Below are 16196 nucleotides of genomic sequence, written 5' to 3'. Positions count from 1 at the left end.
AGAATGATTTTATGGAGGTTAATATCGATGAGAGAGATAGTTATTTCAATAAACGAATTAAAAAAAGAAATAGAGCTTGCGAAAGGAAATCTTTTACAAGTGCTTACTGATATTTCTTTTGATGTAAAGCAACAAGAGTTTGTATCGATCGTAGGACCTTCTGGTTCAGGAAAAACAACGTTGCTTCATTGTATCTCTAGCTTATTACCTCCTACAGAGGGAGAGGTGATGATCGATGGCGAATCACCATATGGATGGAGTGCAGCGAAATTAGCAAAGTTTCGTCGTAAAAAAATTGGTTTTATTTTTCAAGATTTTCAACTCATACCTTCATTGTCAGCCTACGATAATATGGTACTCCCAGGAACATTGAATGGGCACAAAATAAAAAGGGAAAATATCGATACTTTGGCAAAACGATTGGAATTAAAAGCGGATTTACATCAGCCTATTGATGCTCTTTCGGGTGGTGAACAACAAAAAGTTGCAATTGGGCGCACAATATTAGCAGATCCAGAAATATTATTTTTAGATGAACCTACTAGCGCATTAGATACTCACTCACGTGTCCTTATTATGGAAGTACTGAAAGAATTAGTAAGCAAAGGTAAGACAATTGTTATGGTTACTCATGACCTAGAATTAGCCAGTCAATCTTCCAGAGCAATTGTTTTAAAGGATGGGCGCATTCATAATAATATAAGTTCGCCAACATTGGAAACCCTCATATTCTAAAAGATACGATTCATTCATATCTACCTTAGCTCCATCTACTTTTACTCAATGAAATTAGCGTATGCTTTCTTTGGTTCTCAAATGGATTAAACAAATCATTCGGACAAAAAAATAGATTCATGTATAATTTAATCAGAGTTTATATTACTATCGTTATAATATTTTTAGGAAACATCTTATGTAAAATCTATTGCTATTTTTTGTTCATTTATGAGGAGGAAAAAGATGAAAAGGGGATTTATTTCTAAGGGGATTTGTGGGTTCACGATACTTGCGATATTAACGAGTTCGTTTGGTGTGAGTCAAGTTTTTGCAGAGGATTCGTCTACAATGGATACCTCGACTGAATCGACTCAAACGTCAGCAGCTCCACAGATAAATAGTACAGAAACGAATGAAGTCAGTCAGCAGACAGAAACGACAGAAACAGAGATACCAGCGCAAGAGTCACAACAAACGCCACCAGTACAAGCGAGTAAAGAAACAGAAGTTCAACCAGAGCAACCACAAACTGCAATCGTCGATGGAGTAGAAGTCGCTTTGGAAGCGCCAGAAAAAGCTGGTAAAAACGAAGCGGATATCACACAAGCGCCAAAAGAGGAATTGATCGAAGGCTCTCCAAGACTATTTCGAGCAGCTGTGCAAACGATTCCAATGTATCGTTTATTCAATCCACATAGTGGGGAGCATTTTTACACGAGAGACACTGGTGAACGAGATAATTTAAGAAGGATTGGTTGGAATTACGAAGGTGTTGGTTGGCAGGCACCGACAAGTGGTGATCCAGTCTATCGTTTGTACAATCGCTATAATGGAGAACATTTTTATACGTTGAACGCAAAAGAAAGAGATAGTATCACGAAACAAGGCTGGAAGTATGAAGGAATCGGTTGGTATTCCTACAAAGGGGCGAATGCCATTCCTGTCAGTCGTTTATATAGTAAACGCGTGAACTGGCACCATTACACATTAGATGAAAACGAGAAAAAAGTAATCACGAAACAAGGGTGGGTCTATGAAGGTGTTGGTTGGTACGCAGTTGGCAGTGGTCAACAAAATCAAGAGGACTATAAACTATTGGGTGTGAAAAATTACAACCAATATGCGTTAGGTGCGCCAAGTGGATGTGAAGGGGCTTCATTATTGCAAGCACTTCAATATAAAGGAAAGATCACCAACTGGAGTTTGACTCAATTCTTGAACACGATTCCTAAATCTCCGAATGGTAATCCAAACAGCGGTTTTGTTGGCAGCCCATTCGTCGAAAATTCATGGACTTATTCTGCAATTTATCCTGCACCTTTGACGACGTGGGGCAAGAAGTATGGAAATGTCCAAAATATTTCAGGTAGCTCGATGAATACGTTGTTAAACGAAGTCAAAAATGGCCATCCGGTGGTTGCTTGGGTTACGATCAACTTCCAACCAATCCGTTGGGGGAATTGGAATTTTGGTGTCGCAGCGAATAATAATCATGCGGTTACTCTTGATGGATATAATAAAGGAAGTAATCAAGTCCATGTATCTGATCCTATCAGTGGTTCTTATTGGATGAATCGGACAACATTTGAAAATATTTATAATGCACGTAAATACGCGGTAGTTGTAAGATAGACTAAAGCTTAACAAAAACAATGGTTGCAGTAATTCTTTTCCCATAACCTGTAAGATCCGAGAATAGTTTGGATTTTATGGGTTATTTTTATTGCATTATTCTATCTAGATCAAAATCAATGGTTAGAAACAAATTCTATTACGTTAATGTAAGTTAAACATAGGAAGAATAGATTTCGGATCATTGCCTTATTTAGTATGATTTAGACAGGAAGTGAAAAAGAATAGGAAAGTGGGAATGATAATGGGAAAACTAGTAAAAGGATTATTAGCAATTACGCTTATTTTAGGAATCGGTGCATTTTTTATTGAATCAAAGACAGAAGGCTTTCAAGCATTAACGGATAATTTTTTATCTGATAAAGAAGTGAAAGAATATTATGTAAAAACAAGTAGTGGGGATAAAAAAGGGAAGGATTATCTCTACACGTTTGAAGGATACGATGAAGATGGCAATCAACAAACAGTAAAAAAATTAGTGGATCACGAATTAAAGCAAGGTAGATACTTAAAAATCTATGCAAAAGGAATGCAAGGAAAAGGCTGGAGTGAAGTAGCAGAAAACGAAGTGCCTACGAAAGCATTGCAAAAAATCAATATATAATGGCTGAAATGTTTAATTACATTTGAGGTAGTTAATAATAAAAAAAGCTCACCGTGATGGATGTGATACATGTCATGGGGGCTTTTTCAATGTTCTCAAAAACACACGCTCAGTCCAAGCCCGCTCAGCCATATTTTTTATTAGTATTTCTTTTTTGACAAACAAATAAATAAATGGTAATGTTATTCTACTCAAAACGTAATTATTACGATTTGTATAATATAAAGTGAAATAAAGGAGCAGATTATTAGTGGCAAAAAAATCAAAAATTGCAAAAATGAATAAGCAAGTAGCTTTGATCAATAAATATAGTGAACAACGTCAAGAGTTGAAAGCAGCAAAAGATTATGAAGGACTAGCTAAGTTGCCAAAAGAGTCTAATCCTAATCGTTTAAAACTGAGAGATCAGACAGATGGCCGTCCTCGAGGCTACATGAGAAAATTTGGCATGTCTCGAATCACTTTTAGAGAACTGGCACATCAAGGGTTGATCCCAGGAATTAAAAAAGCAAGTTGGTAAAATAGGAGGAAAAAGTCATGGCAGTACCAGCAAGAAAAACATCGAAAGCAAAAAAACGTTTGCGACGAACACACCAAGGTTTGACGAAACCACAGATTTCCTTTGACGAGGTGACTGGTGATTATCGTCGAAGCCATCATGTCTCTTTAAAAGGCTACTATAAAGGACGCAAAGTGACAGAATAACCGATTGGAAGCTGCAAGGGGGGTTCAAGAAATGAAAATTATTTATCCACCATTAGTCGAACAAGGAATCAAATATTATTCGAAAACGGTGAAAGAACCTGTAGACAAAGGGGAATTCTATCGTGCGATGGTCGATAAGAAACTGATCACAGAAACTGGCCTTCCTACAGAACATGCGCTAGAGCAAGGCTTTGTCAAAGACTATTACGAAAAACAAAACTTATCCTTTGAAGAATTTTTGGACATTTATCCTATTTTTCAAAAGCATGATGCCGATTTGTTCAAATCTATTGACGGCTTCTGGGAGATTCCTGTAGACTTGAAAATAGAATTAATGGAAATGCTTGAAACTGATCAACTGGATTATGATGACGAACAACAAATCAACATCTATTTAGAAGATCGATAAAAGGATAGAATAAGAAAATCCAAAAGGACAAACTATATGCACAACTTTCGTAAATCAGGTATAAAACCTTGGGATATCATCATTATTACTGTTCTGGTAGTTGCTTCTTTCGTTCCGACAATTGTCTTTGCTTTGTCATTTGATAACGCAGAAAGCGGTAATAGTGTGAAGTATGCAGTAGTCAAAATTGACGGAAAAGAAGTCGAACGTTTTGATTTAGATGAAATCAGTAGTAAGATGGTGACTTATCATCCTTCTGATACCCAATACAATATTGTCGAAATCCAAGAAGGCAAGATCAGAGTCAAAGAAGATAATAGTCCCGATCAAATCGCTGTCAGAACTGGCTGGATCTCGGAACCTGGACAAACGAGTATCTGTTTGCCGCATCGACTAGTTATTACAATTGAACAAGAAGGACAGTCGGATTATCATATCTATTAAGTAAAAGAAAACTGCTACTATCAGCTAGGATAAAGTTGATAGTAGCAGTTTTTTTGTCTCCAGAGTGATAGGGTACAATCAGATATGATTATACATTAAAAAATATGTATTTAAAAATTGAACAAGGTGGCATGATCTATTTAAATGATTTCAAAATTTAGCATTTCTCAACCAAGAAAAATAGCTCTTTAAAAATATAGTCTCTCCTTTACGTACGTGTTGGTACGTGCTATAGTTGTTTTTGTAAGGAGGTATAGTGAAAAATACCGCTTACAGGAAAAGAAATGCTTCGGTTATTGAAGAAGAATGGCTGGGTTGAGCGAAGGCAGGAAGGCTCTCATCATCACCTTTATAAAGATGGTGTTAGAATTACTGTCCCTGTTCATGCCAATCAAGATCTAGGCCGAGGACTTGAGCAAAAAATTTTGAAGGATGCGGGATTGAAATAATCTCGCATTTGATTACAAGAAGGGATTGACTGAGATGTTAAGCGAACCTTTAGCAAAAACATATCCTGCTATTTTTAAACCCGAAGAAGGTGGCGGTTACTTCATTGAATTTCCTGATATTCAGGGTGCTTATACAGGAATCAATGAAGATGATATATCTTATGGAATTGCCATGGCACAAGAGGTGTTAGGTATGGTTCTAGCGGACTATATTGATCACGGAGAGCCAATACCAGAGCCGACGCCGATCAAAGAAGTCTTTGTTGAAAAAGATTCCTTTACGACATTGATTCGTGTAGATGTTGCTAAATATCTAAAGGATACAGAACTTATCAAAAAGACTTTAACGATTCCACGATGGGCCGATACATTAGGTAAACGTGCGGGGATAAATTTTTCAGTCCTTTTAACAGAATCCATTGCAGATAAAGCGGATGATATTCTTCATTCAGGTAAAAATAATAGATAAAAATGATTTGGAAACTAGTATCTTTTTATGTCTTCCACTAGTAATAATGCTCTCGAAATCTGACAGTAGATGAACATCTTTATGAATAAATTAGTTGAAACTGATTCTAAAAAAATTTAAAAAGCTTTTTAAAATCAGTCTCATAATAAATCAATTGTTGACTTGTATCTTTTATTTACAATTAAAGGAAAAGACCATTTAAAGTTTTCGATGAATGATCATTCTAGAAGTCAGCCAAAGCCCTCATCTAAATCAATACTTAGATGAGGGCTTTTCGCAGATGTGATACAGCATAGTTGATTCTAGGAGGTTAATCCTTATACTACCTTTTGATTGATTATTTGTGTTCGGTGCTTATGATCCTCTAGCACGTTTTATTGCTACTTTTCAAAGGTTACTGTAATTTGAAAAAAATCCTATTTGTAAAATCATTAAATTCAATAAGCGTATCGTCACCAATCGGAACGAGCAATGCGACTTTGCCTTTGTCCGTTCCACCTTCGTACAAATCTTTGTTCCCAAATTCTTCGTTGCCTAAGTAGCTATAACTTTCTTGGTTGACTTCTTCTCCAGTTGAACTAACTGGTATAAAACTAGAAAAAGCACGATATGGCTCATCTTGGCTCCCTTTATTGACAGTTAGCTCTGCATCAAAAACTACCCATTCTTTTCCTTCTGGTGCTGGTTCATTGTACTCATCCATGCTGATCATATAATTATACGCTTCTTCACCACGGACAACGTTACTGATGGTTAAGGAAATATTTGTATCGATTTCTTCATATTCGTCATCATAATAAACAGTGTCGAACGTGATCGGGTTGTCGAGGGGCACAGGGTTTGAACGTTTGCCAAAAGCAGAATCACCTGATGCGTCATCTGATCCGCTTAGTTCAGTTGAGTTATCAGTGATATCTACGAGAGATGAATCATGTGTTGCGTCTTTATCAGTTGTGGTGCTGTCTGAAGAAGTAGAAGATGTTGCTGTTTTACTTTTATCATATGGCTTCAGAACAAGTTTTTTATCTTCCTCGTTATCTTTGGTAGGTGTGAGAATAATATTTTTATCTTCTTTTGTTACTGTATACTTGCCTGTTTCCCCGTCGTTTTCCCAGGTCATGATATTTCCTTCTAACGTGTATTCAAACTTATATTGAAATTCTTCAAGCATGCTTTTCGCAAATTCTTCACCCAAGGCTTCCCATTCATTGGTAGCGGTCGATTGGTAAGAAGAAGGATCAATGCGAAACGATACGACATGATTTGAGAAAGAGGCAATCATGTCTACTTCCTCTAATTCTTCAATCAGCCAATCATTGGCTTTCAGGTCATCAACACTGACTTGCTTTCCACAGGCGGCTAGAAATAGTAGAACGAACAATAACATGGAACGACTAACGATTTTTTTCATTTTTTTCCCCCAAAAAATTATTTTGACTACTATGTAAATGTAGTAGTTACCAAAAAAGTAGACCTATAACCAAGTTTGAAAGCCTATTCATTTTTTAAAAAAACTTATTTGAATTTGGGCGTTTTAACTTCTTCATCGAAAACACATTAATATTATATCTTTATCTAATGAATAATACAAGTTGTGTTAAAAGTACGTTTGTTTTTTTACATAAAACTAAAATAAGGGTGATGTTTAAACGATATAAATATAGCTGTTCATCAAAATTTCTGAGTGGAAAATATTGAATAAAGGAATCTATGTGAATAGTTTTAGATTAAAAAATAACGATAAAATATAATATATAAAAATAGTTTATGATATAATCAGTATCTGAACGCTTGATATTAAAGATTATTATCATGTAGGAGAATTGTAATGAGAGAAACGGACAAAAGAAGTGAATTGTTGAGTATCGGAGAATTGGCGAAAATAACCGGTGTCAATATTAAATCGTTAAGATATTATGAACAAGTCGGGGTATTATTGCCGGTGTACATCAATCCAGATTCTGGCTATCGCTATTATTCCTTAGCGCAAGTGAGTGCGGTCGAGCTGATTCAAGCATGTGTAGAGATTGGTTTGCCTTTAAAGGAATTGCATCGCTTCAGTGATCCGAATAATTCCATCGATTACCTATCTTTTTTATCATATAGCGAAGAATTAATGAAACAAAAAATCGATTCGCTCCAACAAAATTTAAAAGGAATGCAAGAGGTAAAAGAAGAAATCAATTTGTTAAAAACATATCCACATTCTAAAAAGCAACATATTCGGCAATTGTCAGAAAAGTACTTATATGTTTTTCCTTATCAACCGACTGATAACAAAAAGACACTTTATACAGAAGCAGCCAATTTGTTTGATCGCTCGATGGAAGCAGGGTATGAGCCTTTATATGATTTTGGTATTCTCTATGAATTTATTGATAAAAATGTGCACCAGTATATGTATATAGAAATCAAGCCTACAAAAAATGTTGGTAACAATATCAAGATTTTACCTAGTGGAGAATACGCATGCAGATTTAGTCCTAAAAGTTACGGTGAGCGCCTTCCAGAGTTGTTTCCAGAAATATTTGAAAAAAAGTCGACTGTTCTTGCGATCGAAGCAGAAGCTTCCACTGGAACATTAGAAGAAATCGTTTATGAGATTCGAGTTTTCAACGAGAGAATGAATGATTGAAAAATCCGTCATCACTGTACAAACGACGAAAAGTCAAAATGTTGAAGTAACTAATCATGCTGAGAGACAATCCAAGTTTTATTATAGTTGATTGGTTTCATGAGGATTTCAATTAAAATCTATCGTAAAAGGGCATAATAGCGAATCAACAATACAAAAACTGATTTCGATCGACGATCAAAATCAGTTTTTTTGTTCATGTTACCTATAATTTGTTGTGAAAGTTCTATGATTTGTTCATATACCCAAAATAAAGAAAGCGTTATCATTTTTGTGAATCAATTAAATTTAGGAGGAGTGGAGATGAAGGAAAAGAAAAAAATGGCGGTCGGACTCTTTTGTGCAGTAGTAATAGCAAGTGCAATTGGTAGTGGGACAACGTATCACGCAGAGACTAAAACGTTTGATTACAAAGAAACAGAAGCAGCAACGTATCAACGAGGAATGGATAATCAGCCGGAATCGTCTTACTGGTTTCCTGAAGACTTGCTAGAATGGGAATTTTCTAAAGACCCAGATGCACCTTATAATGTTAGCCAAGTACCTTTGGCAAAACGGATCGATAAAAACGCACTGACCACTTCAAATGATACACAGACACCAGAAATGAAAGTTGTCGCTTTGTCGATCATGAATAGTAGTACAAGTGGAAATGCGCCTAGAGGTATCAATACTTTTGATGCCAATGTATTTTCCAATTGGCAATATATTGATCAACTTGTGTATTGGGGTGGTTCGTCTGGTGAAGGGATCATTGTACCGCCAAGTCCTGATGTCATTGATGCGGCCCATAAAAATGGCGTGCCAGTATTAGGGACAGTTTTCTTCCCGCAGTCTGCTCATGGCGGTAAAATCGAATGGTTGGATACATTCTTGCAAAAAGATGAGGATGGCACCTTTCCTTTAGTCGATCAATTGATCGAAGTAGCTAACCAATATGGGTTTGATGGCTGGTTTATCAATCAAGAAACAGACACCGTAGTCACAAGCTTCGATGATGCAAACAATCAAAAAAAGGTAGAAGGGGCGAATACGACAGAAGGATTGAGTAAAAAACATGCGGATTTGATGCAAGAATTCATCAAGCAATTCAAGCAAAAAGAAGCAGCATTAGAAATCATGTGGTATGATTCAATGACTTCGGAAGGGAAGATGGATTGGCAAAATGCACTGACGGATAAAAACCAAGCTTTTTTAGTCGATGCGGAGATGAATCCTTTAGCAGATAGCATGTTTTTGAATTTCTGGTGGAACACCGATCGTTTAGCTAGTCAAGAGCTATTGAAAGCTTCTAAAAAGAAAGCAAATGAATTAGGCATTGATCCTTATCAATTATATGCGGGCATCGATGTCCAACAAAATGGTTTTGATACACCAGTGAATTGGCGGCTGTTCACAGATGAAACGGGCACTCCGTACACTTCGTTAGGTCTGTATGTACCAAGTTGGACATACACATCAGCTAGTGATCCTGCTGATTTTCAACGTCGTGAAATGCGTTTTTGGGTAAATGAACAAGGTGATCCAACGAAAGGGAAGGCACCGGTAGAAAAAGAATGGCCTGGGATCTCTACGTATGCAGTAGAGCAGAGCGCTATTACCAGCATGCCTTTTGTGACGAATTTTAGTATGGGGAATGGGTATGGATACTTTATCAATGGAAAAAAAGTATCTGATCTAGAGTGGAATAATCGCAGTATGCAAGACGTGATGCCAACGTATCGTTGGATCTTTGATCATCAAGGAGAAAATCAATTAGCCGTTGAGATGGATTACGATGAGGCGTTTCGTGGCGGAAATTCTTTGCTTCTTAAAGGGAGTATGGAGAACGAGGCAATAAGTACAATCAAACTTTACCGAATGGATGGAATCATTTTCGATAAAACTTCTATCACAACAACGGCAAAAGCAACGAGCATGAGCCAACTTGACTTAGTTCTGGAAATGGCTGACGGGCGAAAAGAAATCATCTCAGCAAGTGAACCAATCGGTCGGGATTGGACAACTGTCAGCTACGATGTCAGTCGATTGGCAGGAGAAAAAATCAACACCCTTTCTTATCAGCTTGCTTCTTCAGAAACTCAGTCGGATTACGCGTTACACTTAGGTCAATTAGCTCTGACAGGTGGAAAGGAACCTCAAGCCACAAAAGTGTCAGGACTGACGCTTGAAGATGTTGTGTTTGATGAAGAGGAAGGGCGATACGCTGGCATACGGCTGGCTTGGGATGAGACGGAGAGTCAAGCAAGCTACTATGAAATCTACCGGTTGAATCCTGATAACTCAAAATCTTTCTTAGGAGCAACACCAGCTACGAATCATTATATCAATGCCCTTGAACGAACCTTAGACACCGCGCAGACAAAATTGATTGTCGTGCCTGTTGATGCGCTGGGTAATCAAGGTGAACCTTCAGAGGCCGTTTCTTTTGATTGGCCGGATAATAAAGTCCCGAGAGCTGATTTTACTGCTTCAAGAACCTTAGCAGCTCCAGGATCAGCGATTACTTTTACAAACACGTCTTCCTTAAATACCGAAACTGTTACTTGGGAATTTGAAGGTGGGGATATCACGACAAGTCATGAACATTCGCCAGTTGTCACTTACCACAAAGAAGGTGTTTATAAAGTCAAATTAACGGCAAGCAATCAAGCAGGTGAGACACCTGTCGAAAAAAACGGTTTGATTACAATTTCTAATAAAGTACCAATGGAGTTGCCGCTGTTATCACGAAACGCGAAAGCGACCGCTTCTTCTTATACCAACGAAGCGGAAGCCCCGCATTTTGCAATAGATGGCGACTTGTCGACTAAATGGTGTGCAACGGGTACGCCACCACATGAATTGACACTTGACTTAGGGAGTGTTCAAACCATTAGTGAAGTTCGCATAGACCATGCGCAAGCAGGAGGAGAAAGTCCTGATATGAATACAAAAGCATATGCGATCGAAACAAGTGAAGATGGAGAGATATATAAAGAAGTTGCCAAAACTACCAATAATACGGCGAGTAGCTCCGTCGAGACTTTTGCGGTACAATCTGCACGATATGTCCGATTACGTATTGACAAACCAACACAAGGATCAGACACTGCAGCAAGAATCTATGGATTTGAAGTATTTGGACTGCCAGAATTGTTACACTAACTTAGTGGGATAAGAAGTGTATTTGTCATCTCATCAGTTTTATCATTATAATTGAGATGTTTAAAATCCACATCATTGCTAAATAAGCGTCACCCTTTTCGAAACCATGAAAATGATTTTCGAGGGTGGCGCTTATTTAGCAATGCATATCTAATACAGGTTTCGTTGCCTTTATATAATCAAAAGAGATTTACTTATTAAGGTTTGAGTGTCGCTTTTTTTCAAAGAACGTCAATCCCGCAATAATTAATACTACAACAAAGTATGTGGTCCAACTAATCACATTAAAAAGTAATAAAGCTAGTCCAATGATCAAACATAATAGTAAAGTCCATACGGTTAGATTCTTTTCCATATCATATTGAAAATATCGAAGCATCAATTTCTCGTGTTACATGAAGAATGAGCTATCGCTGTTTTCACTTCCAAACCTCCTTGTAAACGGCTTATAAAGACAAAAATATTTTCATCTTGAAAAAGAAATTTTAGCACAAAGCAAAAAAGATTGTAAGGATTAGTTGAAGATTAGTGCAAATCAGGTACTTTTTCAAGTTGCTGAAAATAGGATCAAATAATTGAAAAAGAGAATATTCCTAAGAACAAGCTAGAATCATCCGATCGTCATATGTAAGATAAGAGTGGAGTTTCATCACGCATATAAAATTTAAGACACCTACTTTGACCTTTCAAGTAGGTGTCTTATTGTGAACTAGAGTTGCAATCGTCCATTCGAGGTTTTCACTCCTATGCGGATTTTTTAAGTTCTTGCACTGCTTGTTCGATCGTTACACCAGTCGCTACACGATTGCTATCTTCTTTGTCGAATACGACGAAAAGATTTAAATCGGTATTAAGAGTGACACGATATTGTAATTCTTTGTTATAGAATGTCATAGTCATTCTCCTTTCTTATTGTTCTGTTGAAAGGCAACGATACGTTGATAACGAAATTCCATAACTATTATAGCACAGATAGGTGAATTGAATCAACTGTATTTTTATTAAATAATAATGATTATTATTTGAAGTGGATCATTGACACAAAAAATTGGATTACATAAGTGAAAAGGAGGGATAAGAAGATGTAGACTAGATTATGAAATTGATAAGAAAAAAGCAGTATACGAGATCAGAGCGATCATTTCGTATACTGCATCAATTATTTTAGTAACATTTTTCGCAAGGGGTCAATCCGCGTGCCAATGCTTCATTCATTGTCGCAGGATAGTAATTACCGTTACCACACTTATGCGTATGGTACTTTGCTCCAGTTCTGGTAACTAAGACTTGTGCTTCATTTGCTTGTGCCTGTTGCGCTTGAGCTGCGGCTGCTTGTTCTTGTGCCACGCGCTGGGCTTCTGCTTGTTCAGCAGCCACACGAGCTTCTTCAGCGATACGCGCTTGTTCCGCTGCCTGTGCTTGTGCTGCCTGTTCTGCTTCGAGACGAGCTTGTTCTTCCTGAGCTTTCTTTTCCGCTTCAAGTCTTGCTTGTTCTTCTTGCGCTTTCTTTTCTGCTTCACGTTTTGCTTGTTCTTCTTGCGCTTTCTTTTCTGCTTCAAGTCTTGCTTGTTCTTCTTGCGCTTTCTTTTCTGCTTCACGTTTCGCTTGTTCTTCTTGTGCTTTTTTCTCAGCTGCTAATTTTTCTTCTTTCTTTTTCTCTTCTAATTCTTTCTTTTCCGCCGCTTCTCGTTGGGCTTTTTCTTCACTAGAAGTTGAAGTTGTTTCCGAAGTAGCAGTATCTGCTTTTGACGCTTGATTGGTTCCAGATCCGCAAGCGCTACTGATCAGTAGTAAACCGAATAAAGCACTAAATAAAATGAGATGGCGCTGCCAAGCTTTTCCATTTCTTTTACTTGATCGACTAAATAGATGTAGACCAAGCATCAAACTGATTAATCCTAACAATAACAACAATAAATTCATTTTTTCCTCCTGTTTCTACGAAAAATAGATCGCTTTCATACAAAGCTCCCCCTAATAAAAGCGATTGGTTTTATTTACGGTGATTGACCGTATTCTCTATGTCGGAATCGAACCGACGAAAGCCAGTTAGAGAGTGTAGATAAATCAAAAAAGAATAGTGGTAGAAGAAAGCACAACGTTATAATTATATAAAGAAATAATAACAAACAAACTTTATTTTATCATTAAGATGAACATAATAACAGAGAGTTTTAATGGATGATTATTTTTTTAATATTTGTTTTTTTAATGTAAAAAATGTTATATTTGATGAAGAAAAGTATCGATTTGATATCATAATCGTTCGAATATAAAAATAAACCAAGAGTTCACATGAAAAAGAGAGTCAGGATGAAAAACTGGACAGAGGAGGAGTTAATATGCGCATTTTGTTTATTAATGCAAGCCCGAACAAAGAGGGGATGACCGTTAGATGGGGAGAAAAAATCTTAAAGGATATCGACTATACGGTCCTGCATTTAGTTGATTATTCGATCAATCAGTTAGGACAGATGACCGAAAAGGATGAATTTGACAAAGTCATGGGAGTAATCAAACAAGCTGACGTCTTGGTGATTGGTACGCCCATCTACTGGTGGGATGTGACCGGTTTGTTAAAAACATTTATTGATCGCTGGACGGATCTATTTGAGTATGGGTTAGACACACCAGATGCTCCTTTGTATCAAAAATCGGTTTTCTGGTTTATTCAAGGATCTGCGCCAGAGGAAGCTATCAGCGGAATTAGACGAATGCTGTCTAATGTGAGTGACCGGTTTTTGATGCAGAAGTTAGGGATAATTTATCAGAAGAAAGACATTGCTTCATCTAATGAACAAATCAAACAAATGAGATGAATAGAGAAATTGAAAGTACCGAGGGTTTATAGTTGTGTTTTCTAAAAGGGCATGCTATAGTATAAAAGTAATCTATTTTGAAACGTAATTTGAGCTATAAGTTAAACATTATAAGACTCCTTTTGCCTATCAAATATTTATTGCACTATAAACGTACGTTGATACGTATCAGGAGGAAATATACATGAATAACGGTACAGTAAAATGGTTTAACGCAGACAAAGGTTTTGGATTTATCACTGGTGAAGATGGAAATGACGTATTCGCTCATTTTTCAGCTATCCAAGGTGACGGTTTCAAAACATTAGACGAAGGTCAAGCTGTGACTTTTGATGTTGAAGATGGACAACGTGGCCCTCAAGCAATCAACATCGTTAAAGCATAATCAAACGATTGATATCTTACTGCTCTTTCTTACGAAAGAGCAGTTTTTTTATGTCTAATTTCAATAATAGCCTCTCGATTCAGCAATCGAGAGGTTTGATAGAGCAATGTATTATTGCTTGTTTACAAGATGATCCCTTTCTGTTCTAAGTTTGCCACACATTCGGCTAAGTAGATTTGATCATGTTCTGGATAAAGTGGTGAGGTCCATTCAATAGGGGAAAGGGTAGAATAAGGTTCACAAATTTTTCCTCGATACAAGGGATCAAACCATTCCTCACCAGGTTTATAATTTTGTTTCTTCATTTCTTCCATTACTAACAAATGATACTGAAATAATTTGTAAGGCGAATGTGTAAATACGTAATCGACAGTCGCATGTTTTCGTCCCCAACCATTGCCTCTCAGAGCACAACATTCGCGATGTTGTCCTAATAATTGTTGGCGCGGAAGTGATTGCAAGAGGCTTTGATGCCATAAGCGCATATAATATTACCTTCTTTCTAAAACAGTGAATTAAGTGTTTAGGATGCTTCCGTTCGACCAATCAAATAATCGATGGTCGTGTCGTAAAAATCTGCGATAAAGATCAATTCGATGATACTAGGTATATTTTTTCCATCTTCATAGTTTTTATATGTCTCAATCGGTAAGTTCACTTTTTCAGCAACCTGTGGTGTAGTTAAATGCTTTTTATCTTTGAGGAAGTTTAAACGGCAATGCAGTGTATCCAGTAAAATCGCTTCTTCAATCGTCATTTTACCTCACCTTTCTCTAAATAATTATCTATGAGAGTTAACGTTTATTTTTTCTGTTTAGATAAAATAAATACCCAATGACAAAGAGTATGGAGAAAATGAACCCAACTAAATTAAATGTGAAGATCTGGAAGGGTTCGAAAAACTGATAGTTTAATATTTTATACATAAAATAAATCGCAGGCAAACTACTTAAAGCGATTTTTTTTCGTTCTTTCGTCCATTTGATAAACGAAAAGACGATCGGTACAAATATAAAAACAGGAAAAATAAAAGCAAGTCGGCTCAATTCCAGCATAATAAATAAACTCCCATAGCTATATTTTATTCGTGCATAAATTGTATTTTGAGTTATTCTATTTGAGAATATACTAGATTTATATTCACTAGATAAAAGATAGCATGTTATGCGATTCTGAACAAATATTTCGATAAAAAACATGATTCTTATGTAGGCGCATTATTTGAGAAAATCAAAAAAAAGGTGGAATCTTCATTCCATCTTTTTTTTGACTGATTAGATCATTTACTCTTTGACAAAAACATTGAAGTCTTTTAGAAGTTTAAGTGCTTGCGGCTCGTGATTACGACTGCTGACTAGAGATGAATCAATGATAAAGTCAGCTTCTGGAAAGGCACTTTGCAAAGCAATCGTGTTGGACAATACGCATAGATTGGTTTCGATCCCAACTACTTCAATTGTTTTTTGTTCTTCTTTACGTTCAAAAAGTAAATGCTTGATCTCTGTTAACGTTTCTGGAGGCAAAGTGAAGTAGTATTTTTTGATTTCCCGCTCATTTGGTAGAGGGGAGAGTGCAGAAATGATTTTGAGGTCTTCGCTCTCTGCCTCATCTTTACGTTCGATAGGGATATCTCGAGTGAATAGCACGTATTCATTCGCTGCACGTGCCTGGTTCAAACGTGTATTGACTCGTTCGACTAATGCTTCGGCATCTTCTATATAAAATTCACTAGATGGATCTAAAATATGATTTTGCATATCGATTACGACTAACATCTGTCA

Annotated in this window: 19 protein-coding genes; 13 read left to right on the top strand and 6 right to left on the bottom strand. The window is 36.8% G+C overall.

Annotation, left to right across the window (positions count from 1 at the left end):
- The first annotated feature begins 27 nt into the window (after positions 1–27).
- From IGI79_RS07465 to IGI79_RS07425, 9 genes are all read left to right on the top strand, one after another.
- Positions 28–735 carry an ABC transporter ATP-binding protein gene (locus tag IGI79_RS07465; RefSeq protein ID WP_065095746.1) on the top strand — a complete coding sequence of 236 codons (708 nt, stop codon included), beginning with the start codon at positions 28–30 and terminating at the stop codon, positions 733–735.
- Between the two features lie 225 nt (positions 736–960).
- The gene (locus IGI79_RS07460; RefSeq protein ID WP_104776749.1) at positions 961–2349 is read left to right on the top strand and encodes a C39 family peptidase; all 1389 of its coding nucleotides are present in this window, start codon (positions 961–963) and stop codon (positions 2347–2349) included.
- 244 nt (positions 2350–2593) lie between these two features.
- Complete coding sequence (locus tag IGI79_RS07455; protein ID WP_019724117.1) at positions 2594–2953, top strand: YxeA family protein; 360 nt, start codon at positions 2594–2596, stop codon at positions 2951–2953.
- Positions 2954–3203: 250 nt separating this feature from the next.
- Positions 3204–3473 carry a 30S ribosomal protein S14 gene (gene rpsN / locus IGI79_RS07450; protein WP_019724116.1) on the top strand — a complete coding sequence of 90 codons (270 nt, stop codon included), beginning with the start codon at positions 3204–3206 and terminating at the stop codon, positions 3471–3473.
- 17 nt (positions 3474–3490) lie between these two features.
- Positions 3491–3658 carry a 50S ribosomal protein L32 gene (gene rpmF, locus IGI79_RS07445; protein ID WP_019724115.1) on the top strand — a complete coding sequence of 56 codons (168 nt, stop codon included), beginning with the start codon at positions 3491–3493 and terminating at the stop codon, positions 3656–3658.
- A 31-nt stretch (positions 3659–3689) separates the two neighbouring features.
- Positions 3690–4067: a hypothetical protein gene (locus IGI79_RS07440; protein ID WP_065095742.1), complete on the top strand. Its 378-nt coding sequence runs from the start codon at positions 3690–3692 to the stop codon at positions 4065–4067.
- A 36-nt stretch (positions 4068–4103) separates the two neighbouring features.
- Positions 4104–4511 carry a NusG domain II-containing protein gene (locus IGI79_RS07435; RefSeq protein WP_019724113.1) on the top strand — a complete coding sequence of 136 codons (408 nt, stop codon included), beginning with the start codon at positions 4104–4106 and terminating at the stop codon, positions 4509–4511.
- A 263-nt stretch (positions 4512–4774) separates the two neighbouring features.
- Positions 4775–4960, top strand: a complete 186-nt coding sequence (locus IGI79_RS07430; RefSeq protein WP_029594205.1) for a type II toxin-antitoxin system HicA family toxin — start codon at positions 4775–4777, stop codon at positions 4958–4960.
- Between the two features lie 34 nt (positions 4961–4994).
- On the top strand, positions 4995–5429 hold the full coding sequence (locus tag IGI79_RS07425; RefSeq protein ID WP_019724111.1) for a type II toxin-antitoxin system HicB family antitoxin: 435 nt from the start codon (positions 4995–4997) through the stop codon (positions 5427–5429).
- Between the two features lie 394 nt (positions 5430–5823).
- Here IGI79_RS07425 and IGI79_RS07420 read toward each other — a convergent pair whose 3' ends face one another.
- Positions 5824–6840 (bottom strand): hypothetical protein, encoded by a 1017-nt coding sequence (locus tag IGI79_RS07420; RefSeq protein WP_065095741.1) that lies wholly within the window; start codon positions 6838–6840, stop codon positions 5824–5826.
- Between the two features lie 417 nt (positions 6841–7257).
- On the opposite strand from IGI79_RS07420, the gene IGI79_RS07415 reads away from it, so the two are divergent.
- Both IGI79_RS07415 and IGI79_RS07410 read left to right on the top strand, forming a co-directional pair.
- A complete protein-coding gene (locus IGI79_RS07415) occupies positions 7258–8064 on the top strand; it encodes a MerR family transcriptional regulator (protein WP_438845806.1) in 807 nt (268 codons plus the stop codon).
- Positions 8065–8367: 303 nt separating this feature from the next.
- Complete coding sequence (locus IGI79_RS07410) at positions 8368–11211, top strand: endo-beta-N-acetylglucosaminidase (protein WP_438845805.1); 2844 nt, start codon at positions 8368–8370, stop codon at positions 11209–11211.
- A gap of 744 nt (positions 11212–11955) precedes the next feature.
- On the opposite strand, the gene IGI79_RS07405 is transcribed toward IGI79_RS07410, so the two are convergent.
- Both IGI79_RS07405 and IGI79_RS07400 read right to left on the bottom strand, forming a co-directional pair.
- Positions 11956–12105, bottom strand: coding sequence for a hypothetical protein (locus IGI79_RS07405; RefSeq protein ID WP_010735353.1), 150 nt, complete (start codon positions 12103–12105; stop codon positions 11956–11958).
- Positions 12106–12375: 270 nt separating this feature from the next.
- On the bottom strand, positions 12376–13134 hold the full coding sequence (locus IGI79_RS07400) for a hypothetical protein (protein WP_438845804.1): 759 nt from the start codon (positions 13132–13134) through the stop codon (positions 12376–12378).
- 419 nt (positions 13135–13553) lie between these two features.
- Between IGI79_RS07400 and IGI79_RS07395 the strand changes: the two genes are divergently transcribed.
- Both IGI79_RS07395 and IGI79_RS07390 read left to right on the top strand, forming a co-directional pair.
- Complete coding sequence (locus tag IGI79_RS07395; RefSeq protein ID WP_438845803.1) at positions 13554–14030, top strand: flavodoxin family protein; 477 nt, start codon at positions 13554–13556, stop codon at positions 14028–14030.
- Between the two features lie 184 nt (positions 14031–14214).
- The gene (locus tag IGI79_RS07390) at positions 14215–14415 is read left to right on the top strand and encodes a cold-shock protein (RefSeq protein WP_010735357.1); all 201 of its coding nucleotides are present in this window, start codon (positions 14215–14217) and stop codon (positions 14413–14415) included.
- A gap of 122 nt (positions 14416–14537) precedes the next feature.
- Here IGI79_RS07390 and IGI79_RS07385 read toward each other — a convergent pair whose 3' ends face one another.
- The 3 genes from IGI79_RS07385 to IGI79_RS07375 all read right to left on the bottom strand — a co-directional run bounded on the left by IGI79_RS07385 (position 14538) and on the right by IGI79_RS07375 (position 16190).
- On the bottom strand, positions 14538–14900 hold the full coding sequence (locus IGI79_RS07385) for a TIGR02328 family protein (RefSeq protein ID WP_023519740.1): 363 nt from the start codon (positions 14898–14900) through the stop codon (positions 14538–14540).
- Positions 14901–14938: 38 nt separating this feature from the next.
- Positions 14939–15172, bottom strand: coding sequence for a helix-turn-helix domain-containing protein (locus IGI79_RS07380; RefSeq protein ID WP_010735359.1), 234 nt, complete (start codon positions 15170–15172; stop codon positions 14939–14941).
- Between the two features lie 526 nt (positions 15173–15698).
- Positions 15699–16190 carry an isochorismatase family cysteine hydrolase gene (locus tag IGI79_RS07375; RefSeq protein ID WP_438845802.1) on the bottom strand — a complete coding sequence of 164 codons (492 nt, stop codon included), beginning with the start codon at positions 16188–16190 and terminating at the stop codon, positions 15699–15701.
- Between the last annotated feature and the right edge of the window lie 6 nt (positions 16191–16196).

The sequence above is a fragment of the Enterococcus sp. AZ084 genome (genome assembly GCF_051714905.1).
Classification (GTDB): Bacteria; Bacillota; Bacilli; order Lactobacillales; family Enterococcaceae; genus Enterococcus_B; species Enterococcus_B pernyi.
This window is presented reverse-complemented; position numbering and strand designations above follow the sequence as displayed.